The 21,496-nt window shown below is 66.6% G+C and carries 19 protein-coding genes and 1 riboswitch; of the genes, 6 read left to right on the top strand and 13 right to left on the bottom strand.

The features are described from left to right. Nucleotides 1-57 precede the first annotated feature (57 nt). A complete protein-coding gene (locus tag ACSFBF_RS34625) occupies nt 58-1,086 on the top strand; it encodes an AraC family transcriptional regulator (RefSeq protein WP_435474847.1) in 1,029 nt (342 codons plus the stop codon). Nucleotides 1,087-1,368: 282 nt separating this feature from the next. Here ACSFBF_RS34625 and ACSFBF_RS34620 read toward each other — a convergent pair whose 3' ends face one another. From ACSFBF_RS34620 to ACSFBF_RS34600, 5 genes are all read right to left on the bottom strand, one after another. Beyond that, a complete protein-coding gene (locus ACSFBF_RS34620) occupies nt 1,369-1,695 on the bottom strand; it encodes a thioredoxin family protein (protein WP_093056754.1) in 327 nt (108 codons plus the stop codon). A gap of 51 nt (nt 1,696-1,746) precedes the next feature. Then, entirely contained in the window at nt 1,747-2,439 is a 693-nt protein-coding gene (locus ACSFBF_RS34615) for an HAD family hydrolase (RefSeq protein ID WP_093056755.1), read from the bottom strand. A gap of 63 nt (nt 2,440-2,502) precedes the next feature. After that, complete coding sequence (gene thiC, locus ACSFBF_RS34610) at nt 2,503-4,386, bottom strand: phosphomethylpyrimidine synthase ThiC (RefSeq protein ID WP_426390540.1); 1,884 nt, start codon at nt 4,384-4,386, stop codon at nt 2,503-2,505. 90 nt (nt 4,387-4,476) lie between these two features. Beyond that, nucleotides 4,477-4,582: riboswitch (TPP riboswitch) on the bottom strand. Nucleotides 4,583-4,608: 26 nt separating this feature from the next. Then, nucleotides 4,609-5,043, bottom strand: a complete 435-nt coding sequence (locus tag ACSFBF_RS34605) for a YchJ family protein (protein WP_435474844.1) — start codon at nt 5,041-5,043, stop codon at nt 4,609-4,611. A gap of 56 nt (nt 5,044-5,099) precedes the next feature. After that, the gene (locus tag ACSFBF_RS34600; protein ID WP_435474842.1) at nt 5,100-6,920 is read right to left on the bottom strand and encodes a hybrid sensor histidine kinase/response regulator; all 1,821 of its coding nucleotides are present in this window, start codon (nt 6,918-6,920) and stop codon (nt 5,100-5,102) included. A gap of 131 nt (nt 6,921-7,051) precedes the next feature. On the opposite strand from ACSFBF_RS34600, the gene ACSFBF_RS34595 reads away from it, so the two are divergent. After that, a complete protein-coding gene (locus tag ACSFBF_RS34595; protein ID WP_435474840.1) occupies nt 7,052-7,798 on the top strand; it encodes a helix-turn-helix transcriptional regulator in 747 nt (248 codons plus the stop codon). Here ACSFBF_RS34595 and iaaH read toward each other — a convergent pair. The 8 genes from iaaH to ACSFBF_RS34555 all read right to left on the bottom strand — a co-directional run bounded on the left by iaaH (nt 7,791) and on the right by ACSFBF_RS34555 (nt 17,054). After that, a complete protein-coding gene (iaaH, locus tag ACSFBF_RS34590) occupies nt 7,791-9,302 on the bottom strand; it encodes an indoleacetamide hydrolase (protein ID WP_435474838.1) in 1,512 nt (503 codons plus the stop codon). The genes ACSFBF_RS34595 and iaaH overlap by 8 nt on opposite strands. 86 nt (nt 9,303-9,388) lie before the next feature. After that, nucleotides 9,389-10,222, bottom strand: coding sequence for a metallophosphoesterase (locus ACSFBF_RS34585; protein WP_435474836.1), 834 nt, complete (start codon nt 10,220-10,222; stop codon nt 9,389-9,391). Next, nucleotides 10,219-11,349: an acyl-CoA dehydrogenase family protein gene (locus ACSFBF_RS34580; RefSeq protein WP_435474833.1), complete on the bottom strand. Its 1,131-nt coding sequence runs from the start codon at nt 11,347-11,349 to the stop codon at nt 10,219-10,221. Before ACSFBF_RS34580 ends, ACSFBF_RS34585 begins: the two co-directional genes overlap by 4 nt. A 37-nt stretch (nt 11,350-11,386) precedes the next feature. Beyond that, a complete protein-coding gene (locus tag ACSFBF_RS34575; protein ID WP_435474831.1) occupies nt 11,387-12,634 on the bottom strand; it encodes a glutamate carboxypeptidase in 1,248 nt (415 codons plus the stop codon). An 87-nt stretch (nt 12,635-12,721) separates the two neighbouring features. Next, complete coding sequence (locus ACSFBF_RS34570) at nt 12,722-13,906, bottom strand: acetyl-CoA C-acyltransferase (protein ID WP_435474829.1); 1,185 nt, start codon at nt 13,904-13,906, stop codon at nt 12,722-12,724. Nucleotides 13,907-13,952: 46 nt separating this feature from the next. After that, on the bottom strand, nt 13,953-15,773 hold the full coding sequence (gene aceK, locus ACSFBF_RS34565; protein WP_435474827.1) for a bifunctional isocitrate dehydrogenase kinase/phosphatase: 1,821 nt from the start codon (nt 15,771-15,773) through the stop codon (nt 13,953-13,955). 33 nt (nt 15,774-15,806) lie between these two features. Further along, complete coding sequence (gene can / locus ACSFBF_RS34560) at nt 15,807-16,595, bottom strand: carbonate dehydratase (RefSeq protein WP_435474825.1); 789 nt, start codon at nt 16,593-16,595, stop codon at nt 15,807-15,809. Nucleotides 16,596-16,625: 30 nt separating this feature from the next. Next, nucleotides 16,626-17,054: a MerR family transcriptional regulator gene (locus ACSFBF_RS34555; RefSeq protein ID WP_435474823.1), complete on the bottom strand. Its 429-nt coding sequence runs from the start codon at nt 17,052-17,054 to the stop codon at nt 16,626-16,628. 109 nt (nt 17,055-17,163) lie between these two features. Between ACSFBF_RS34555 and ACSFBF_RS34550 the strand changes: the two genes are divergently transcribed. From ACSFBF_RS34550 to ACSFBF_RS34535, 4 genes are all read left to right on the top strand, one after another. Further along, nucleotides 17,164-18,228 (top strand): MBL fold metallo-hydrolase, encoded by a 1,065-nt coding sequence (locus tag ACSFBF_RS34550; RefSeq protein ID WP_435474822.1) that lies wholly within the window; start codon nt 17,164-17,166, stop codon nt 18,226-18,228. Nucleotides 18,229-18,237: 9 nt separating this feature from the next. Continuing rightward, a complete protein-coding gene (locus ACSFBF_RS34545; protein WP_435474820.1) occupies nt 18,238-19,548 on the top strand; it encodes a leucine-rich repeat-containing protein kinase family protein in 1,311 nt (436 codons plus the stop codon). Further along, a complete protein-coding gene (locus ACSFBF_RS34540) occupies nt 19,545-20,465 on the top strand; it encodes a pseudouridine synthase (RefSeq protein WP_435474818.1) in 921 nt (306 codons plus the stop codon). Before ACSFBF_RS34545 ends, ACSFBF_RS34540 begins: the two co-directional genes overlap by 4 nt. 83 nt (nt 20,466-20,548) lie before the next feature. Next, complete coding sequence (locus ACSFBF_RS34535; protein ID WP_093078323.1) at nt 20,549-21,319, top strand: SDR family oxidoreductase; 771 nt, start codon at nt 20,549-20,551, stop codon at nt 21,317-21,319. The last annotated feature ends 177 nt before the right edge of the window (nt 21,320-21,496 follow it).

The following is a 21,496-nucleotide window of genomic DNA, read 5'->3' as shown; positions in this document are numbered from 1 at the left end:
GTGCCGCAATTGGCGCCACAATGGTTGCAAATTACGCCACGACCAAGCCACCGGACCATGTCGCCCCCGTCGTTCCTCAGACCCGCCCGCGCCGTCACACCAATGGCCTTCGTGAGAGCCATCGTGCAGGCTTACGAGCGCTACGGCATGGACCCTGCCGAGGCCCTGAAAGCGGCACAGATCACGCCGCGCGAACTGGCCCGGCCGGGTGCGCGGGTAACGGCCGCGCAGTTCGAAGCGCTGTCAGGCCACGCCATGCAGGAGCTCGACGACGAAACGCTCGGCTGGTTCTCGCGGCGCCTGCCCTGGGGCACCTACGGCCTGCTGTGCCGCGCCTCGCTGACCTCGCCCGACCTGGGCGTGGCCCTCAAGCGCTGGTGCCGCCACCATCGGCTGCTGACCGAGGACATCGGCCTGTCGCTCGAAGTGGCCGGCGGCGTGGCCACGCTGCGCATCGCCGAGAACATCCCGCTCGACGACGCCTTCCGCGAGTTCTGCCTGGTGACCACCCTGCGCTTCGTGCATGGCTACATGTGCTGGGCCATCGACTCGCGCATCTCGCTGCGGCACGCGAGCTTTCCGTTTGCCGCACCGCCGCACAGCGACGCCTATCCGCTGATGTTCACGCCCGATGTGCGCTTCGACGCGCCGCAGGCGGGCATCAGTTTCGACGAGCGCTATCTCGCCCTGCCCCTGCAGCGCGACGAGCGCGCATTGCGCACCATGCTCAGGCGCGCACTGCCACTCACAATCCTTCAGTACCGGCGCGACCGCCTGCTGGGCCAGCGCGTGCGCGAGCTGCTGCGCTCACGCGCCAGCGAGGCCACCACGGCCGAGGCGCTGGCCGGGCTGCTCAACGTATCGAGCCGAACGCTGCACCGGCAGCTGCACGAGGAAGGCACCTCGCTGCAGGCACTGAAGAACGAGGTGCGCCACGAAATGGCCATCGACCAGCTGCGCCGCACCACGCGGCCGATCAAGCAGGTGGCACTGGCGGTGGGGTTTCGCAACGAGAAGAGTTTTTCGCGCGCGTTCCTGCAGTGGACGGGGCATGCGCCGCGCGACTTCCGGCAGTTGGGGCTATAGCGGAGGGCATTTGGCGGGCACGTTCGGGGTGCGTGCGAATGACACCGGGTGCTCCCCTCCGCGAATGTCCCCCGCCTTCGGCTCCTCCTTTATTTCGCTGCGGGGAGCACCCGGTGCCATTCGCACATGAGCGCTGCCGTTGTGCCGGCCGATCGACCGCTGCGCCCAACGATCACGTCGATGGTGTGCTCTGCGCAGCGAAATAAAGGAGGAGGCCGCAGGCCGGGGGACATTCGCGGAGCAGAGCACGCCGTCGGCGTGAGCGCACCCCCGAATGACGCGTCAGCTGGGCTGCGCGATCAGCGCAAGCGCATCGGCGATGGACTGGCTGTCCTCCGGCCGCACCAGCTTCGCAACCTGCTTGCCGTCACGCATGAACACCAGCGTGGGCCAGAGCCGTACGTTGAACGAACGACCCAGCGGACGCCCGCTGCCGTCTTCGACCTTGATACGGCGAATGTCCGGGTACTTGGCAAAGGCCTCGGCGATGTTCGGCTGCGCGGCCTTGCAGATACCGCACCAGTTGGTGCCGAACTCGACCACGGCGGGGCCGGTGAGCGCGTCGATCTCGCTGCGGTCGGGCTGCTCGGTTTTGTATTCGGAAGTCATGGGATGGGGTTCCTGCGGCTCGGGAGTTGGACTCTTCATTCCACCAGAAACTCAGGCCGCCTGCAGCCCGTAGCCCGAAAGCAGCGCCGGCAGTTCGGCCATGTCGCTGAACACTTTCACCGCGCCCACGCTCAGCAGCGGCCCGGGGCCGCTGTGGCCCGATTCGCCGGTGCTGTAGCCGAACACAGTGGCTCCTGCAGCCACGCCGGCCATTGCGCCGGTGACGGTGTCTTCGACGATGGCGCAGCGCTTCGGGTCGACACCGAGGGCTTCCGCCGCGGCGAGGTACACGTCGGGGTGCGGCTTGGAGCGCGGCATCTCGTGTCCGCTGAAGATGCGCCCTTGGAAGTAGTCGAGCATGCCGACCTTGGCAAGCTGCAGTTCGACCTTGTGGCGGTCTGCACCCGATGCGCAGGCGATGCGGCCCTTGAGCCTTGAATGGATTTCGCGGATGGCGGCAGGCGCGTGGGGAATGGCGACGAGGTCGCGCTCCAGCGCTTCATTGCGGCGGGCGCGGAAGGTCTTGAGCCAGTCGTCGGTGATCCTGACGCCGGTCTTCGTCTCGATGAGCGCAGCTTCGTCCTTCACGGCCTTGCCGGTGAAGGTGTTCATCGATTCTTCGGTCGTGATGTGCCAACCGAGCTCGCCGAGCATTTCGGCGAGCACGCGGTTGGTGATGGGCTCGGAGTCGACGAGCACGCCGTCGCAATCGAAGAGAACGGCGGAAAAAGGAAAGGGGGTCATTGCGGTGCCGGAGTTCGGTGATTGGCCCCATGGTAGCAACGCCCCCTTTTCGCAGGAGGAAGCTCAGGCTATCGGACGGATCGGGATGTACATCTCGCCGCCACCCGCCATGAATTCCTTCGACTTCTCCTCCATGCCTTCAGCCATGGCTGCCGCCTCGGCCACACCCTTCTTCGCCGCGTATTCGCGCACTTCCTGCGTGATCTTCATCGAGCAGAACTTGGGCCCGCACATCGAGCAGAAGTGGGCCACCTTGCTCGAATCCTTCGGCAGCGTCTCGTCATGGAATTCGCGTGCCGTGTCGGGGTCGAGGCCCAGGTTGAACTGGTCTTGCCAGCGGAACTCGAAGCGCGCCTTGCTCAGCGCATCGTCGCGCGAGCGAGCGCCGGGATGCCCCTTGGCCACATCCGCCGCGTGCGCTGCGATCTTGTAGGCAATGATCCCCTGCTTCACGTCGTCGCGGTCGGGCAGCCCCAAGTGCTCCTTCGGCGTCACGTAGCAGAGCATTGCCGTGCCAGCCCAGCCGATCATGGCCGCGCCGATGGCACTGGCAATGTGGTCGTAGCCCGGCGCGATGTCGATGGTCAGCGGCCCGAGCGTGTAGAACGGCGCCTCGTGGCAGTGCTTCAGCTGCTCATCCATGTTCGACTGGATCATGTGCATCGGCACATGGCCCGGCCCTTCGATCATGGTCTGCACGTCGTGCTTCCATGCGATCTGCGTGAGCTCGCCCAGCGTACGTAGCTCGGCAAACTGCGCCTCGTCGTTGGCATCGGCGCCCGAGCCGGGCCGCAGGCCATCGCCGAGCGAGAAGCTCACGTCGTAGGCCTTCATGATGTCGCAGATGTCCTCGAAGTGCGTGTAGAGAAAGCTCTCCTTGTGATGCGCGATGCACCACTTGGCCATGATCGATCCGCCGCGCGACACGATGCCTGTCATTCGGTCGGCCGTGAGGTGAATGAACGGCAGGCGCAGGCCGGCGTGGATGGTGAAGTAGTCCACCCCCTGCTCCGCCTGCTCGATCAGCGTGTCGCGGTAGATCTCCCAGGTGAGGTCTTCGGCCACGCCGCCCACCTTCTCGAGCGCCTGGTAGATGGGCACCGTGCCGATGGGCACCGGCGAGTTACGCACGATCCAGTCGCGCGTGGTGTGGATGTTCTTGCCGGTCGACAGGTCCATCACGTTGTCGGCGCCCCAGCGAATGGCCCACACCAGCTTCTCGACCTCTTCCTCGATGCTCGACGTGACGGCCGAGTTGCCGATGTTGGCGTTGATCTTCACCTTGAAGTTGCGGCCGATGGCCATCGGCTCGACTTCGGGGTGGTTGATGTTCGCGGGAATGATCGCGCGGCCGCGGGCCACTTCGTCGCGCACGAACTCGGGCGTGATGATGCGCGGAATGGTCGCGCCCATCGGGTTGCCCATCACGCGCCTGGCGCGCTCTTCGTTGGCGAGGTACTCGGCCATCCACTCGCGCTTGCCGTTCTCGCGCAGGGCCACGTATTCCATCTCGGGCGTGACGATGCCGCGGCGCGCGTAGTGCATCTGCGTGACGTTGGCGCCCGACTTCGCGCGGCGCGGCGTGCGCTGCAGTGCCGATGCGCCGGCGCGCAGCTCGGCCAGGCGTTGCGCGTCGCGGTCTTCGTTCTTGGCGCCGTCGTCGAGCGCGTGGTGCGTGCGGCCTTCGTAACTTTCGGTGTCGTTGCGCTCCAGCACCCAGGCGCCGCGCACGTCGGGCAGGCCGCGGCGCACGTCGATCTCGACCTTCGGGTCGGTGTACGGGCCCGAAGTGTCGTAGAGCGACACGGTCTCGCCGTTGGTCAGTGCAACATCGCGCACGGGCACGAACAGGTCGGGCCGGCTGCCCGGAATGACGCACTTGTGCGACGCGGGAAAGGGCTCGCGCGTGAGCGAAAGCAGCGTGGTGAACTTGTCGGGGGCATTCATCGGAGGCACTCCTTGTTGAGGAAAGGGTGCTCCGCAATCGCTCGGTGGGCTTCGGGAAGCCCGTCACGGAAGGGGGAGTGACGGACCGAAGTCAGGGAGTGCAGCTCTTCTTACGCCGGTATGACCCGGATCAAGTTCGCGGGTCGGCTGCTTTGCCATCTCAGCACGCCACATGCGTGCACCCCGGAGCGGGGCCGATTGTGCGGGCCTCGGCCCGGTGCGTCAACCCAGGGGTACTTGCAGGTCGCCGTCCAGGTAGTACCAGCGATCGCCTTCCCGCACGAAGCGGCTGCGCTCGTGCAGGCGCGTGGCGGCGCCGGTGGCCGCGCTGCGCTGGCGCGCGACGAACTCGACCTCGGCATGGTCCGCATCGAGCACCGAGCGCGAGCGGATGTCGAGCCCCAGCCATTTGACGCCCGGCTCGAACTCGATCGAGGCCGGCCGCTTCGACGCGTGCCAGGTGGCGAGCAGGTATTCGCCGCGCTCCAGCACGAAGGCCGAATAGCGCGAACGCATCAGCGATTCGGCGTCGGGCGCGGGCACATTCTCGAAATCGTCGAGATAGCGGCCACAGCACAGGGCGTAGCCGATGGGCTTGTCGCGGCGGTCGGTACGGCCGCAGGGGCAAGGTCCGGTGGTGGGATCGATGGCGCTCATGAAGACCGCTATTGGAACACCTCGCGGGCCGGGCGCCGACAGGGCAAGTCCCGAGGCTAGGAAGGCCGGCTTGCGGCGATGGCTTCCTGCAGGGCCTGCGCACCCGCCGGCTTGTAGATCAGCGCGTAGCCCGCGCGCTCGACTTCGGTCCGCGTCGCATGCGCGGTTTCGCCGGTGAGGATGACCACGTTGCGCGCCTTGCCGACCGCCTGCAGGGCCTGCGCGGCGGCCAGGCCCGAGAGGCCGCTGCCCAGGCGCAGGTCGCTCAGCATCAGGTCGAACACGCCGCCGTGCTGCAGCGCCTCTCGCGGGCTGGCGGCCACCGCGACCTCGTGGCCCCAGCCGAAGAGCAGCGAACGCATGGCTTCGCGCACGGGCTGCTCGTCGTCGAGCACGAGGATGCGGATCGGCGCCAGCGGTGCATTGCCGACAGGCTCCAGCAGCGACTCGCCGGCCTGCGCCTCGGCTTCCGGCCGCGCGGCCGCTTCCTCCAGCACCAGCGAGAAGGTGCTGCCGCGTCCCGGCGCGGTGCGCACCTGGATGCGCGAGCCCATCACGTGCGCCATGCTCGCCACCAGCGACAGGCCCAGCCCGAGGCCACGGCTGCGGTCGCGGCCCGGGTTATCGACCTGGAAGAACTCTTCGAACACATGCGTCTGGTGCTGCGCCCCGATGCCCACGCCCGAATCGCGCACCTCGATGCGCCACGCGGGTATGCCTTCGGGCGGGCGCTGCAGCCGCCGCGCGAAGACGAAGACCGTGCCCGCCGGCGTGTACTTGATGGCGTTGTCCACGAGGTTGCCGAGCAGCCGCGCGAGCATGCGCGCATCGGCGCGCACCACGGCCTCGGTCGGGCGGATGCGCAGATCGAGCCCCTTGGCATCGGCCAGCGCGGCGAAGCGGCCGTTCAGCGCCTCGAAGATCGGGTCCAGGTGCAGGGGCTCCAGCCGCACCGGGGCCACGCCGCCGTCGAGCTGCGCGATGTCGAGCAGGGCATCGACCGAGGCGCGCAGGGCATCGACGCTGTCGCGCATGAAGCGCAGGTTGTCGGCGCTCGGCGCGCTGCGGGTGTTGAGCGCGTCGACAAAAATCGCCAGCGCATGCATCGGCTGGCGCAGGTCGTGGTTGGCGGCCGCGAAGATGCGCGCGCGCTGCGCCGCGAGCTGGGCTACGTGGTCGAGCTGGCGCGCGAGCGCATCGGCCAGCCGCGCGTTCTCGAAGCCGTGCTCTATGGAACGCACGATCAGCCGGTTCTGCTTGCGCGCGTAGTACAGCGCGGCAAACATCTGCGAGACCACCAGGCAGCCCATGAGGACGGTCACGCTGCCCGGCTCGACCACCAGCCGCAGCGCCATGCCGAGGAACATCGGCACGCTGAAGCACAGCGCGGCCAGCCACCACTGCGCGAGCGCCGCGATGACGACGCTGGAAACGCCGCTGATGAAGAAATACATCAGCAAAATCAGCGTGAGGTTGTCGTGCGGAAAGAAGAGCCACGGCGCCAGCCCCCAGATCAGCCCCGGCACCAGCATGCGCACCTCCAACCGCCGGCGCGTGCGCACTGCCGTGGCCACGTCGATGCTGGCCGGGTCCACGCGGCGCAGGTGCCGGTGCCGTTGCCACTGCGAGGTGTGCACCAGCAGGCCCCACACCAGCGCGCCGGGGTTGCGCGTGAGTACGAGAAAAGTAATCCAGAAGATGGCTGCGACGGTAGCGGCCATCAGCGGCGTGTCGTAGGTGTCGTCCACGTAGGCCCGCGCGAGGCTCTGGTCGACCAGCGGATTGGGGTTGGGCGACTCGACCCAGTAGTCCCGCAGGCGGCGCAGCATCTGCCCCGGAAAAGGGGTGCGGGTGGAGCTGGAGGAAGACGACGGCATGGGCGAAGAAACCGGCTTTCGATTCTGCGCGCATTGCCTGCCAGAGCGCATCCCCTGCGGGCATCCACCCTTGGCGCGGCGCTTGCTAAACGTTAGCGTTACAACGACCCCCTCGAGAAAGTCGGCGATGTATGTACCTCACAGGCACTGAACAGCACGCGTTGCGCGGCGTTTTCACGCTGCTGGCGGAAGACCGCGGCGAGCAGGAAATCCGCGAGCGCCTGGGCTGGGCGCTGCTCGACCTGCTGCATGCGGACCAGTTCGCCTCGTTCGTGTGGGACGCCGCGAGCGGCAGCTTCGGCGCGCGCGTGGCGCTGCACATGGACCCCGCGAATCTCGACAGCTATGCGCAATGGCACCAGCACCACGACCCGATCACCTTCGTGCTGCAGTCGCGCCGCCGTGCCACGCGCGTGACCGAGGTGATGTCGCAGCGCGAGCTGATGCGCACCGCGTTCTTCAACGACTTTCTCGCGCGCGACAGGCTGCACTGGGGCATGAACCTGCATGCCTTCGAAGGCGAGCGCGCGCTGGGCGACCTGCGCATCTGGCGCCGCAAGGGGCGCGGCGATTTCGGCGATCACGAGAAGGCACTGCTCGACCTGATCGAGCCGGCATTCGCGGGGGCCCTGCAGCGGGCGCAGCGTGTGGCGGCTTCGACACTTGGGGGCCGAGAAGCCGCATGGGCCTTGCTGAGCGTGCGCGAGCAGGAAGTGGCCCGCTGCGTGCGCGAAGGGCTCACCGACAAGGAGATCGCGCGACGCCTTGCGGTGGGCGTGCCCACTGTGCGCACCTACCTGCGGCGCATCTTCGACAAGCTGGGCATCGAGCGCCGCTCGGCGCTGGCAGGCTGGGCCATGCCGCTCGCGCTCACTTAGGCGCTGGCAGCCGACCGAGCACCTGCTCCACCGCCATGCCCACGGCCAGCAGCTTGCGGTCGCTGCCGGCAGGGCCGTCCAGCTCCAGGCCCACGGGCAGGCCGCTGGTTGCGCCGAGGCCCGATGGCAACTGCACGCCCGGTATGCCGGCGTTGCTGCCCGGGTCGGTGTTCTGGATCAGCGAGCCGAAGTTCTCGGGGCTGCTGGCTTCGGCGCCTGCAGCCAGTGCCACGCGCGGCACCGTCGGGAACACCAGCGCATCGAGCCTGTTCTTGGCGAAGGTATCGCGGTAGAGCTTCTGCAGCGCGGGGCGCGCGACGCGCATCGCGTTTTCGTAGACCGGCTTCGCATCGACCACGCCGCTGGCTGCAGGCAGCTTGCGCGGGATGACGAAGGTCTCGAAAGTGCCCTTGACGTCGGGGCTGGCGATGCTGGCCGTGAGCTGCGCGATGTCGATGCCCGTACGGTACTTCGCGAGGTAGGCCACCATGTCGTCGTGCGCCTCGTAGAGGGCGAGCGGAAAGCCGACCGCGCCGTTGAGCTCCATCAGCTTCGGCATTTCCACATCGACCAGCGTGACGCCAGCGGCGCGCAGTTTCGCAAACGCGGCATCGGTGGCGGCGCGCGTGTCGGCGTCGAGGTTGGCCTGCATGGCGGGCACCACGCCGAGCCGCACGCGCTTCAGGTCGGCGGGCTTGAGCGGCTTGCCGCCCGCGATGACGCTGTCGAGCAGCGCCACGTCAGCCATCGATTGCGCCATCGGCCCCGCCGTGTCGCGCGTGTGCGAGATCGGCGCGATGCCCTGCTGCGGATAGCGCCCCACCGTCGGACGCAGCGACGCACAGCCGTTGAATGCACACGGGATGCGCACCGACCCGCCCGTATCGGTGCCAAGCGCCGCAGGCGCCATGCGCGCACCTAGCGCGGCGCCATTGCCCGACGACGAGCCGCCCGCGATGCGAGTCGGGTCGTAGGCATTACGCACGCCCACCTCGGGGCCAGTCTGGAACGCGGGGTTGTAGCCGGTGACACCGAAGGCCAGCTCGTGCATGTTCGTCTTGCCGAGCACCACTGCACCGGCCGCGCGCAGCCTGGCGACCACCGGTGCATCGGCCAAGGGCACGAAGCTCTTGAGCGCGGGCGTGCCGGCCGTTGCGGGCAGGCCCTGCACCTGGATGTTGTCCTTGATGGCCACCGGCAGCCCCGCCAGCGGCTTGCAGGCGCCACCGCGCTTGCGCAGTGCATCAGCGGCGCGCGCGGCCTTCAGTGCACCGGCTTCGTCGAGCGTGATGAAGGCGTTGAGGTTGGCTTTGGCCTTGGCTTGGGCGAGGTAGGCCGTTACCAGTTGCTCGCTGGTGATAGTGCCGGCGCACAGCTGCTGCACGGCTTCGGTCGCGGTCAGAGTGGCAATGTCGGGCTGGGCATGTGCGGACAGGCCGAACGCTGCCACGAAGGGCAGCGCCGCCAGCCGTGTGGCACAGGGGATGAATTTCTGAACGGTCATGGCACGGGCCTCCGGGAAAGAGGCAGCCATGGTGCGCCGTCGCGAGCCGCTTGTCTGTCATCCAAACCGATGACAGGAGGGTTGCCCTACTGGAACATCACCCACTCGGGCCGCATGTTGAAGCGCACCGGCAGGATGCTCACGCCGAGCCCGCTGGTCACGTACATGCGCTTGTCCTTGTGCGCGATCCAGCCATAGGCCCATTCGCGCGGCGCGGCACCGGGCACGATCAGTGCGCCATAGCCCGGCACGCTGATCTGCCCGCCATGCGTGTGCGAAGCGACCACCAGGCCCCGCGTGCGCGGCATGGTCGCGAAGCTGAAGGGGTCGTGCATCATGACCAGCGTCGCGGCGCCAGGAGGCACGCCGGCCAGCGCCCGCATCGGCTCGGAATGGCCGGTCGAGTGATCGCCGATGCCGACCACCCAGATGTCATGGCCGGGCAAACGCATCGAGGCGTTCTCCAGCACGCGGATGCCCTGCGCGGACATCGCCTTGGCGGTGCGCTGGCCGCCATGCCACCAGTCGTGATTGCCGAGCACCGCGTACACGCCCTGCGGCGCCTTGAGGCGACCGAGCACGGCAGCCATCTCTTCAATGGACAGCACCTCGTCGTCACCCGAGCCCGCGAGAAAGTCGCCGGGCAGCAGCACCACGTCGGGCTGCGCGGCATTGATCTCGTCGACGATGCGCGCGGCGCGCTCGACGCTGGTGATGCGCCATGCAGAGCGTTCAGTGAGATGCCAATCGCCCGCCACCGCGACCTTCAGGCCGCCGGGCGCCTGCCATTCCGACGAACTCAAGGGCTCGACACGCGCCGCCACCCAGCGCGGCTCGATGACGAAGCCCCAGACGGCCAGGGCCGCCAGCACGAGTGCCGCGGCAATCCGGCCCCAGGGACGCGCGCGGCGTTCGCTCACGCCAGCGCGCGTTGAATCAGCAGCTTCTGAATGTCCGAAGTGCCTTCATAGATCTGGCACACGCGCACGTCGCGGTAGATGCGCTCCAGCGGAAAGTCGTTCACGTAGCCATAGCCGCCCAGCGTCTGGATGGCCGCGCTGCACACGCGCTCGGCCATCTCGCTGGCGAACAGCTTGGCCATGGCGGCTTCCTTCAGGCAGGGCTGGCCGGCATCGCGCAGGCTCGCGGCATGCCAGATCAGCTGGCGTGCGGCTTCGAGCTGCGTCGCACATTCGGCCAGACGAAAGCCCACGGCCTGCTGATCGAAGATCGAGCCGCCAAAAGCCTGGCGCTCCTTGGCATAGGCCAGCGCCACGTCGAAGGCGCTGCGCGCCATGCCTACGCTCTGCGCGGCAATGCCGATGCGTCCGCCCTCGAGTGCGCCGAGCGCGATCTTGTAGCCCTCGCCTTCCGCGCCGATCAGGTTCTCGCGCGGAATGCGGCAGCCGTCGAAGTTGATCTGCGCGGTGTCGCTGCTGTGCTGGCCCAGCTTGTCTTCGAGCCGCGCTACGTTGTAGCCGGGCGCGTCGGTCGGCACGATGAACGCGCTCATGCCGCGCTTGCCCGCGCCCTTGTCCGTTACCGCGATGACTATGGCCACATGGCCGTTCTTGCCGCTGGTGATGAACTGCTTCACCCCGTCGATCACGTAGGCGTCGCCGTCCTTGCGTGCCGTGGTGCGCAGGCTCGACGCATCGCTGCCGGCCTGCGGCTCGGTGAGGCAGAAGGCGCCGAGCATCTGGCCCTGCGCCAGCGGTTCGAGCCACTGCTTCTTTTGCTGCGCGTTGCCGTAGCGCATGAGGATGGCGTTGACCGGGCAGTTGGTCACGCTGATGGCGGTACTGGTGCCGCCGTCGCCGGCCGCGATTTCTTCCAGCACCAGCGCGAGCGTGAGGTAGTCGAGGCCGGCGCCGCCATGCTCCTCGGGCACGCAGATGCCGTAGGCGCCCAGCGCCGCGAGGCCCTGATGGGCTTCCTTCGGAAAGCTGTGCTCGCGGTCCCACTTGGGGGCGTTGGGCCAGAGTTCGGCTTGCGAGAAATCGCGCACCGCGTCGCGGATGGCTTCCTGGTCGGTGCTGAGCAGCATGGCGTTGTCTCCTGTCTTTTCTTCTGTTCGTGCTGACTTACTTGCCGGCGCCCAGGTCCATGATCAGGCGAGCGGCCATGTACAGGCGGCGCGGAATGGCGCTGATGTCGACGTACTCGGCCTTGTCGCTGTGGTAGCCGAAGCCCGGCAGGCCCAGGCTTTCGATCACGGGCTTGCCCGAGAGCGCCGCGTAGGCCGCGTCGGTGCCGCCGCCGGTGCGCTCTTCCACGCCCAGCGTGCCGCCGGCTTCCTTGTAGAAGACCACGGCCTTGTCGACCAGCTTCTTGCCGCCTTCGCCGGCATTGAAGGCCGGGCGGCCGCGCGTGACGATCACCTTGACGTCGGCCTCGGGCAGCTTCTTCTGCTGCGCGCGTTCTTCCAGCGTCCTCATTGCGGCGTCGAAGTCTTCGTTGCGCGCATAGCGCACGTCGGCATTCAGCGTGGCGCTGGCCGGGATGATGTTCGAGACGTTGCCGGCCTTGGCAATGGTCCAGTTGAAGCGCAGGTTCTTCGACTTGTCGTCGATGCTCATGGTGCGCAGCACGAGGTCGGAGGCCTCGACCAGCGCGTTCACGCCCAGCTCGGGCGCCGCGCCCGCATGGGAAGCCTTGCCGGTGATGTTGACCTGCACGTAGGCGATGCCCGAGGTGCCCAGCGAGAGTTTTTCATCGCCAGCGCTGGTGGGCTCGAAGGAGAGCACGTAGTCGGCCAGCTTGGCTTCTTCCTGGATCAGGTCGCGCGAGCCGAAGGAGCCTTTCTCTTCGTCGGTGTTGAACAACACGGTGATGGTGCCGTAGTCGCGCACGCCGTAGTCCTTCAGCAGCTTGAGCGTGTGCAGGATGACGGCGTTGCCGCCCTTGTCGTCTGCGATACCGGGGCCGTAGGCCTTGTCGCCTTCGATCTTGAACGGCGCCTTCGCGAGAGTGCCCTTCAGGTACACGGTGTCCATGTGCGACATCAGCAGCAGGTTCTTGCCGCCGCGGCCCTTGATCTTGCCGACGATGTTGTCGCCCACCACGATGCCGGCCGACTTGCTGCGCGTGACGGTGAAGCCCAGGTTCTTGAGTTCGCCCTCGAGGTAGTTGCCTGCGGCGGCAATGCCTTCGGCGTCACCTGTGCCGGTCTCGATGTTGACCAGCTTTTCCAGCGTCTTGATCACCGCGGGCTGTTCGTCGGTGGCAGCCTGGAACAGCACGTTGTCGCGCTTCTGGGCCCAGGCGGCGCCCGCCACGAAGGCGGTGGCCAGCACGGCGGCGACGGCGGTACGGTGGATGGATGGGCGCATGAAATCTCCTGCTCTACGCATTGTTTGAAGTATCTGAATGAAAAAGCCGGCAAGCACCCGTCCCTCGGGCGCTCCCGGCCGTTGCTTTTATAGCAATTCGAGTGCCACCGCGGTACCTTCGCCCCCGCCGATGCACAAGGTGGCCACGCCGCGCTTCTTGCCGCGCGCCTTCAGCGCATGGATCAGCGTGACCATGATGCGAGCGCCGCTGGCGCCGATCGGGTGGCCCAGCGCGCAGGCGCCGCCGTGCACGTTGACGATCTCGTGCGACACGTCGAGCTCGTGCATCAGCGCCATCGGCACCACTGCAAAGGCTTCATTCACTTCCCACAGGTCGACGTCGCGCGCCTTCCAGCCGGTCTTCTGGAACAGCTTGGCGACGGCACCGACCGGTGCGGTCGAGAACCACTCGGGCTGCTGCGCGTGCGTGGCGTGGCCGACGATGCGGGCGATGGGCCTGGCGCCGATCTTCTTCGCTTGCGACTCGGTCATCATGACCAGCGCTGCGGCGCCGTCGTTGATGGACGAGCTCGATGCGGCGGTGATGGTGCCGTTCTCTTTCTTGAACGCGGGCTTGAGCGTGGGGATCTTGTCGAGCTTGACCTTGCCCGGGCCTTCGTCGATGGAAATGACGGTGTCGCCGCCGCGGCCCTTGACCGTGACGGGCACGATCTCGTCCTTGAAGAGGCCGGTGTCGGTGGCCTTCTTGGCGCGCTCGACGCTGGCGATGGCAAACGCATCTTGCTGCTCGCGCGTGAACTTGTACTTGGCCGCGCAGTCTTCGCCGAAGGTACCCATCGAGCGGCCCGGCTGGTAGGCGTCTTCGAGGCCGTCGAGCATCATGTGGTCGAAGATGCGGTCGTGGCCCATGCGGTAGCCGCCGCGGCCCTTGAGCATGAGGTAGGGCGCGTTGGTCATGCTTTCCATGCCGCCGGCCACCATCACGTCGTGCGTGCCGGCCAGCAGCAGGTCGTGCGCGAGCATCGCGGCCTTCATGGCCGAGCCGCACATCTTGCTGAGCGTGACCGCGCCTGCGCTGTCGGGCAGGCCGCCCTTGTATGCCGCCTGGCGCGCCGGGGCCTGGCCTTGGCCCGCCATCAGGCAGTTGCCGAACAGCACTTCGCCCACGGTGTCGGGTGCGATGCCGGCGCGCTCGACGGCGGCCTTGATGGCTGCGCCGCCGAGGTCGTGCGCGGAGAGGGACGAGAAGTCGCCTTGAAAGCCACCCATGGGGGTGCGGGCGGCGCCGACGATGACGATGGATTCGGACATGGAGGTCTCCTTCAAAGGTGTGAAAGCGGAATCGAAAAGCGATCGGTCAGAAATGCGTCGCGTGCCCTTCGTGCTGGAAGCGCTGCGATTCTTCGTACGGGAACACATCGAGCATCTGCCCGGCCTGGATGCGTTCCTTGTGGTGCTGCCAGAAGGCGGCGTCGAGCAGGTCGGCATGGTGCGCCATGAAGGCCTCGCGCACGTCGCTGTTACCCAGCAGGAAGGGTTCGAAGGTTTCTGGGAACACGTCCTTCGGGCCCACCGAGTACCAGACCTCGCCGCTCATCTCGTCTTCTTCGGTGCGCGGCGTGGGCACCTTGCGGAACTTGCAGTCGGTGACGTATTCGATTTCGTCGTAGTCGTAGAACACGACCTTGCCGCCGCGCGTGACGCCGAAGTTCTTCCACAGCATGTCACCCGGGAAGATGTTGGCCGCGACCATGTCCTTGATGGCGTTGCCGTATTCGATCACCGCGTGCTCCAGTTGGTCTTTCGCGCGCTTGGCATGCGCCGGGCTCTCGGGGTGGGCCAGCGTGTCGAAGGCTTCCTGCAGGTAGATGTTGAGCGGGATCATGCGCCGCTCGATGTAGACGTGCTTGACCACGACTTCCATTTCCCCGTTGCCGTCGCGGTCGCCGATCTCGAGCTGGCTGGGCGCGAACTTGCGGATTTCCTCGATCAGCTCGGGCTCGAAGCGGTCGAGCGGAAAACCCACGTCGCTGTACTCCAGCGTGTCGGCCATGCGGCCCACGCGGTCGTGCTGTTTCACGAGCATGTACTTGCCCTTGATCTGCTCGCGCGTGGTGTCCTTCTGCGGCGGATAGAAGTCCTTGATGACCTTGAAAACGAACGGAAACGACGGCAGGTCGAACACCAGCATCACCATGCCCTTGATGCCTGGCGCGATGCGGAATCGGTCGCTCGAATAGTTCAGGTGCGAAAGGAAGTCGCGATAGAACAGCGTCTTGCCCTGCTTGGCCAAGCCGAGCGCGTTATATATCTCGGCGCGCGGCTTGCGCGGCATGAGCGAGCGCAAAAACTGCACCCAGGCCGAGGGCACTTCCATGTCGACCATGAAGTACGCGCGCGCAAAGCTGAACAGCATCTGCAGGTCGTCTTCGCCGAACAGCGCCGCGTCGATGTAGAACTTGCCGTGGCTGTCGTGCAGGATCGGCAGCGAGAACGGAATCTCGGTGAAGCCGTTCATGATCTTGCCGACCACGTACGCGCCCTTGTTGCGAAAGAACAGGCCCGACAGCACCTGCAGCTGGAAATTGGCGCGCAGCTTGACCTGGTGGAAGCGGTTCAGGATGACGTGCGCCACGCGCTCCGCATCGCGCCGCCTGTTGGCGAAGCTGCCGAGCAATGCGAAGTCGTCGAGCATCTGCTCGAGGGTGTCGGCCAGCGTGTCGGGCTCTGGGTAGTACGGCCGGTAGGTGGGCGCGCCGCGCGGCTCGATGTACTCGGTGCTGATGGCCGGGCGCACGAAGATGAAGTCGTTCTGGAAATACGCGCGGTGCAGGATCTTCGTGGTCACCGAGTTGAAAAAACTCTCGGCCAGCTCGGGCTGGTGGTGGTCCACCAGCAGGCCGATGTAGTGCAGCTTGACCTGGTGCCACACGTCCATCGGTTGGTCGCCGGCCTTGAACTCTTTTTCGAGCCGGGCCACGGCCTCGCTCACGCGCAGGTCGTAGAACTCGATGCGCTCGCGCTGCGCGCGCTGCTGGCCGTGCCAGTCAGCGGTTTCGAAACGGTGCTTGGCACGTGCCGATTCGGCGCGGAACAACCGGTAGTGCCGGTTGAAGCCGTCCATCATCGCCTTCGCGATGTCGTAGGCCAGCGGCGAATCGAGGCGCTGCGGGAACATGGCAGGCAGCTGGTGGAGGGCCGGTTTAGTCGCTCAGGTAGCGGCAGGGTCGGCCGTGCCGTCGGCCTCGGGCTGCGGCGTCATGGCCTGCGCCTCCTGCACCGACTGGTTCACCTGCGTGCCCTGCAGCGTCAGCGACTGGATCACTTCGCCGGGCTTGCTCCACTTGTAGCGGATGCGCTGCACCGCGGCCTTATACACCGCGTCGAGCGGCTTGGCGCCGTCGACGCTCAGGCCCAGGTCCTGCAGCAGGCCGTCGTGCACGCCGAAGGTCCAGCCGTGGATGCGCACCTTCTGGCCGCGCGCCCATGCATCGACCATGACGGTGCTGACGGCCACGTTGACCACCTGCTCGGCCACGTTGAGTTCGCACAGCGCATCGACGCGCGCTTCTTCCGGCAGGCTTTCGAGCATCACGCTGTGGCGGTCGCGCACGTCCTGGATGTGGCGGATCCAGTTGTCGGCCAGGCCAATGCGCTTGCCGCTCAGTGCGGCCTTGACGCCGGCGCAGCCGTAGTGGCCGACCACCATGATGTGCTCGACCTTCAGGTGCTCGACCGCGAACTGGATCGCCGAGAGCGCATTGAGGTCGGAGTGCACCACGATGTTGGCCACGTTGCGGTGCACGAACACTTCACCCGGCTCCAGGCCGGTGATCTGGTTGGCGGGCACGCGGCTGTCGGAACAGCCGATCCACATGTAGCGTGGCGTCTGCTGCTTGACCAGGCTGGTGAAGAAGCCGGGCCGGTCGCGCTCCATCTGGGCGGACCAGGCGCGGTTGTGGGCAAAGAGGTCGTCGAGGTTATCGGTGTTGTCGGACATAGGCGGCTATTGTCGATGAGTCGTGTTTTTTCAGGCTCTGGCTTCGGCGGGCTTGCGGGTCTTGTTCACCTCTTTCGCTTTTTGCGCCTTGGCAAGGGTGGCCCGCCCCTTCTTTTCGTGCTCCCGCACTTCAGCGAGATTGGCTTGCAGCTCGGCCAGTTGCGCCTCGAGCTGGGCCCGGTGGACGCCCAGCACGCCGAGGAATTTTTCCAGCTGCGGCACGGTGTCGCGCGGGCTGTCGTACATGTCGAGGATGTCTTTTGCCTCCGTCAGGCTCAGGCCGAGGCGCTTGGCGCGCAGCGTGAGCGTGAGCCGGGCGCGGTCGCGCGCGCTGTAGATGCGCTGCAAGCCGACGCGCTCGGGCGTGAGCAGGCCCATGTCCTCGTAGAAGCGGATGGCCCGCGTCGTGAGGTCGAATTCCTTCGCGAGCTGGCTGATGGTGAAGGTTTGCGCAGGCATGGCGGCGATGGTCTGGAGAAGGGGCGTTACGGGCGCGACAGCAGGTTTGCGCTGCGATCCCTACAATGGTGCCACTACTCCATGACGTTTACGTAAACGTCAATCTTACATGAACCTCCTCGAACGTGAACTCCACTACCCCCTCGGCGACACGCTCCCCGAGCCCGGCGAAACCCTGGAAGTGGCGCCTGGCGTGCGCTGGATTCGAATGCGGCTGCCCTTTGCGCTCGACCACATCAACCTCTGGCTGCTGCGCGACACCCTCGACGGCGTCGAGGGCTGGACGGTGGTCGACTGCTGCATCGCCCGCGACGAGGCGCGCGCGCAGTGGGAGCAGGTGTTCGAGACGCAGCTGCAGGGCATGCCGATCCTGCGCGTCATCGTCACGCACATGCATCCCGACCACATCGGCCTGGCCGACTGGCTGTGCCAGCGCTGGAACGCGCCGCTGTGGATCAGCTCGACCGACTACCACGTGGCCCGCGTGCTCAGCACTGCCGGCGACACTCTGGCGGGCGGCGAACCGGCGGCGCGCTTCTTTGCCTCGCACGGCCTGACCGACCCCGAGTCCATCGCCAAGATCAGTGCGCGCACCAACTACTACGCGAACATGGTGCCGTCGGTGCCCGCAAGCTACGTGCGCATGCTCGACGGCGACATCGTCACCATCGGCGGCCACGACTGGCGCTGCATCAGCGGCTACGGCCACGCGCCCGAGCACATCGCGCTGTACTGCGACGACCTGAAGCTGCTGCTGGGCGGCGACATGATGCTGCCGCGCATTTCCACCAACGTGAGCGTTCACGCGGGCGAGCCCGAGGCGAACTCGCTGCGCCTCTTTCTCGACAGCATCGACAAGTTCAAGGCGCTGCCCGCCGACACGCTGGGCCTGCCCTCGCACGGCAAGCCCTTCCGGGGCATCCACCGCCGCGTCGACCAGCTGCAGGAGCACCACCGCGACCGCCTGGCGGAACTGCTCGAAGCCTGCACGGTGCGCGCATTGACCGCGGCCGAGGGCCTGCCGATCCTGTTCAAGCGCGAGCTCGACCTGCACCAGATGACCTTCGCCATGGGCGAAACGGTGGCCCACCTGCACCTGCTGTGGTTCTCCGGCCAGGTGAAGCGCGAACTGGGCAAGGACGGCATCTACCGCTTCGGCGCGAAGGCCGCCTAAACTCCCCGGATGGACGATACGCTGGCTGAGCTGCGCGCGGGCCGGCTGGCAGGCGCAAAAAGAATAGATCTCTCGTGCGGACTCACCGAGTTTCCGCGCGAGCTTTTCGACCTCGCGGATTCTCTCGAGGTGCTGAACCTGTCGGGCAATGCGCTCGACACGCTGCCCGACGATCTGAACCGCCTGCACAGGCTGCGCGTGCTGTTCTGCTCGGACAACCGGTTCACCACGCTGCCCGAGTCGATCGGCCAGTGCCACGGTATCGACATCGTCGGCTTCAAGGCCAACCAGATCCGCACCGTGCCGGCTGCAGCACTGCCGGCCTCGCTGCGTTGGCTGATCCTCACCGACAACCAGATCGAAGAGCTGCCTGACTCCCTCGGCGAATGCACGCGGATGCAGAAGCTGATGCTGGCGGGCAATCGCCTGCGCACGTTGCCGCAGTCGATGGCCGCGCTCAAGCAGCTCGAACTGCTGCGCATCTCGGCCAACCGCTTCGAGACACTGCCCGCGTGGCTGCCCTCGCTGCCGCGCCTGTCATGGCTAGCCTGCGCGGGCAACCCCTTCGACACACAGGCCGAGGATGCGGCGATCACCGCGCAGTCGGTGCCGCACATCGACTGGCGCGAGCTGACGCTGGGCCAGAAGCTCGGCGAAGGCGCGTCGGGTGTGATCCATCAAGCCGCGCTCGGCAAAGCGCAGCAGGTGGCGGTCAAGCTCTTCAAGGGCTCCGTCACCAGCGACGGCTGGCCGCACAGTGAAATGGCCGCCTGCATCGCAGCAGGCATGCACCCCACGCTGATCGCTGCGCAAAGCCGCATCGACGGCCATCCCGAAGGCACGGAAGGCCTCGTGATGGCGCTGGTCGATCCGTCATTCGTCACGCTCGCAGGGCCACCGAGCCTCGCTTCATGCACGCGCGACGTCTATGCCGAAGAAGCACGGTGGACGTCCGGCGTGGCACTGCGCATTGCCCGCGACATCGCCTCGGCCATGCAGCACCTGCATGCGCGAGGGATTCTTCACGGCGACCTCTACGCACACAACATCCTGTGGCACGCACAACGCGGTGGCCGGCTCGGCGACTTCGGCGCGGCCTGGATGACCGGCGCGCTCGACGCGGCACAGGCGCGCGCGTTCCAGGCGCTGGAGATGCGCGCCTTTGGCTGCCTGCTGGAAGAGCTGCTCGAACGCTGCATCGACGCGGTGCCCGCATCGGTGGCCGCACTGAAAGACCGCTGCCTGCAGCCCGACCCCACCGCGCGCCCGACGTTCGCCCAAGCGCTGTCGTTGCTGCAGCAAGCATCTTCATCGCCATGACCCGGCGCCGACCGCCGCAGCTGCCGCTACCCACGCGCGACGGCGTAGGCCCGAGCTGCGTCGGCCTGTCTTCCGGCCCCTGGCCGACCATTGCCGAATTCCTGATAGAGCGCTTTCCCGCGATTACGCGCGAGGCCTGGCTCGAACGCATCGAAGCGAACGACGTCATCGACGAGCACGGCGTGCCCGTGACCGCGATGCGCCGCTACGAGTCGCCGCTGCGCGTGTACTACTACCGCACGCTCTACGACGAGGTACGCATCCCCTTCGAAGAGCAGATCCTGTTCCAGGACGACGAACTGCTTGTCGTGGACAAGCCCCCCTTCGTGCCCGTCACGCCCACCGGCAAATACCTGCAGGAAAGCCTGCTGGTGCGCCTCAAACGCAAGCTGAAGCTCGACGAGCTCGTGCCTATGCACCGCATCGACCGCAGCACTTCGGGGCTGGTGCTGTTCTCGGTGCGGCACGCCACGCGCGGCGCCTACCAGGCGATGTTTCCCGAGCGCCGCATCGCCAAGCACTACGAGGCCATCGTGCCGTGGCGCGAGGGCGTGTCGTCGGTGCCCGAGATTTATCGCAGCCGGCTGGTCGACGACGAGCACTTCATGCGCGTGCGGGAAGAGCCCGGCGAGCCCAACTCCGAAACCCGCATCGAGGTGCAGGAGATGCGCGACGGCCACGCGCTGCTGAAGCTCTCGCCGATCACGGGCCGCAAGCACCAGCTGCGCGTGCATTGCATGGCGCTGGGCATGCCGATAGTGAACGACCCGATCTACCCAGTGCTGCTGCCTGAGGGTGCAGACGACTTCGGCAAGCCTTTGCAGCTGCTGGCCCGATCGCTGGCTTTTCTCGACCCGGTGACCGGCGACCTGCGCAGCTTCACCAGCCCCCGGAGCCTGTCGCTGACACCGAGGTGACGCGCGCGCGGCGCGGCGCGCACTAAGCTCGTTTCCTGGATTTGCCTTGCCGATCAATCAGTCATTCAGGAGACACCCACACCATGGACACCACCCAACTCTTCTCGCTGAAGGGCCGCACGGCGCTGATCACCGGCGGCTCGCGCGGCATTGGCCGCATGATCGCCGAGGGCTTCCTGGCCCAAGGCGCGCGCGTGTACATCTCGGCTCGCAAGGCCGCGGCTTGCGACGAGACAGCGAAAGAGCTGTCGGCCTTCGGGCATTGCGTGTCGCTGCCGGCGGACGTGTCGACGCTCGAAGGTGCGCAGGCGCTGGTCGATGCCTATTCGAAGCACGAAGGCTCGCTGGACATCCTCGTGAACAACGCCGGTGCGGCCTGGGGCGCGCCTTATGAAGAGTTTCCCGAGAGTGGATGGGACAAGGTGGTGGACCTGAACCTGAAGACGCCGTTCTTTTTGACCAAGGCGTTGACGCCGATGCTGAAGAAGGCTGCGACGGATCATCTTGCGAAGGTGATCAACATCGCTTCTATCGACGGGATTTCGGTCAATCCGCAGGAGACTTATTCGTATGCGGCGAGCAAGGCTGGGCTGATTCAGTTGACTCGGCGGATGGCGCTGCGGTTGGCGCAGGATCGGATCGTGGTTAGTGCTATTGCGCCTGGGGCGTTTGCGTCGGACATGAACAAGCTGGCGCGGGACCATGGGGATGAGGTGAAGGAGCGGATTCCGGCGGGGCGCATTGGTGTGCCTGAGGACATGGCTGGGGCTGCTATCTACCTTGCTTCCCGGGCTGGGGACTATGTGATGGGGTCTACGTTGGTTGTGGATGGGGGGGTTACTCACGCTCGGTGAGATTTTTCTTTCCGGGGCCGGGTCTCGGCCCGGCGGCCGACTCACTTTCTTTTGCTTCGCTGTATGGACCGGGGACCTTGGAAACAGGTGTGCGCGGACATAGGAAACACTTTCGAGGTCGAGACGACCGAGGAAGAGCCCCATGCCCTGGCAACCGAGAGACCTGATGGACACCAA

The organism is Variovorax nivicola, from assembly GCF_051216475.1.
Lineage (GTDB): Bacteria > Pseudomonadota > Gammaproteobacteria > Burkholderiales > Burkholderiaceae_C > Variovorax.
This window is presented reverse-complemented; position numbering and strand designations above follow the sequence as displayed.

Excerpts from the sequence above, each read along its gene's own strand:
- ACSFBF_RS34625 (WP_435474847.1), top strand. The coding sequence starts at position 58 with ATGTCGCCCCCGTCGTTCCTCAGACCCGCCCGCGCCGTCACACCAATG.
- ACSFBF_RS34620 (WP_093056754.1), bottom strand. The coding sequence starts at position 1,695 with ATGACTTCCGAATACAAAACCGAGCAGCCCGACCGCAGCGAGATCGAC.
- ACSFBF_RS34615 (WP_093056755.1), bottom strand. The coding sequence starts at position 2,439 with ATGACCCCCTTTCCTTTTTCCGCCGTTCTCTTCGATTGCGACGGCGTG.
- thiC (WP_426390540.1), bottom strand. The coding sequence starts at position 4,386 with ATGAATGCCCCCGACAAGTTCACCACGCTGCTTTCGCTCACGCGCGAG.
- ACSFBF_RS34605 (WP_435474844.1), bottom strand. The coding sequence starts at position 5,043 with ATGAGCGCCATCGATCCCACCACCGGACCTTGCCCCTGCGGCCGTACC.
- ACSFBF_RS34600 (WP_435474842.1), bottom strand. The coding sequence starts at position 6,920 with ATGCCGTCGTCTTCCTCCAGCTCCACCCGCACCCCTTTTCCGGGGCAG.
- ACSFBF_RS34595 (WP_435474840.1), top strand. The coding sequence starts at position 7,052 with ATGTACCTCACAGGCACTGAACAGCACGCGTTGCGCGGCGTTTTCACG.
- iaaH (WP_435474838.1), bottom strand. The coding sequence starts at position 9,302 with ATGACCGTTCAGAAATTCATCCCCTGTGCCACACGGCTGGCGGCGCTG.
- ACSFBF_RS34580 (WP_435474833.1), bottom strand. The coding sequence starts at position 11,349 with ATGCTGCTCAGCACCGACCAGGAAGCCATCCGCGACGCGGTGCGCGAT.
- ACSFBF_RS34575 (WP_435474831.1), bottom strand. The coding sequence starts at position 12,634 with ATGCGCCCATCCATCCACCGTACCGCCGTCGCCGCCGTGCTGGCCACC.
- ACSFBF_RS34570 (WP_435474829.1), bottom strand. The coding sequence starts at position 13,906 with ATGTCCGAATCCATCGTCATCGTCGGCGCCGCCCGCACCCCCATGGGT.
- aceK (WP_435474827.1), bottom strand. The coding sequence starts at position 15,773 with ATGTTCCCGCAGCGCCTCGATTCGCCGCTGGCCTACGACATCGCGAAG.
- can (WP_435474825.1), bottom strand. The coding sequence starts at position 16,595 with ATGTCCGACAACACCGATAACCTCGACGACCTCTTTGCCCACAACCGC.
- ACSFBF_RS34555 (WP_435474823.1), bottom strand. The coding sequence starts at position 17,054 with ATGCCTGCGCAAACCTTCACCATCAGCCAGCTCGCGAAGGAATTCGAC.
- ACSFBF_RS34550 (WP_435474822.1), top strand. The coding sequence starts at position 17,164 with ATGAACCTCCTCGAACGTGAACTCCACTACCCCCTCGGCGACACGCTC.
- ACSFBF_RS34545 (WP_435474820.1), top strand. The coding sequence starts at position 18,238 with ATGGACGATACGCTGGCTGAGCTGCGCGCGGGCCGGCTGGCAGGCGCA.
- ACSFBF_RS34540 (WP_435474818.1), top strand. The coding sequence starts at position 19,545 with ATGACCCGGCGCCGACCGCCGCAGCTGCCGCTACCCACGCGCGACGGC.
- ACSFBF_RS34535 (WP_093078323.1), top strand. The coding sequence starts at position 20,549 with ATGGACACCACCCAACTCTTCTCGCTGAAGGGCCGCACGGCGCTGATC.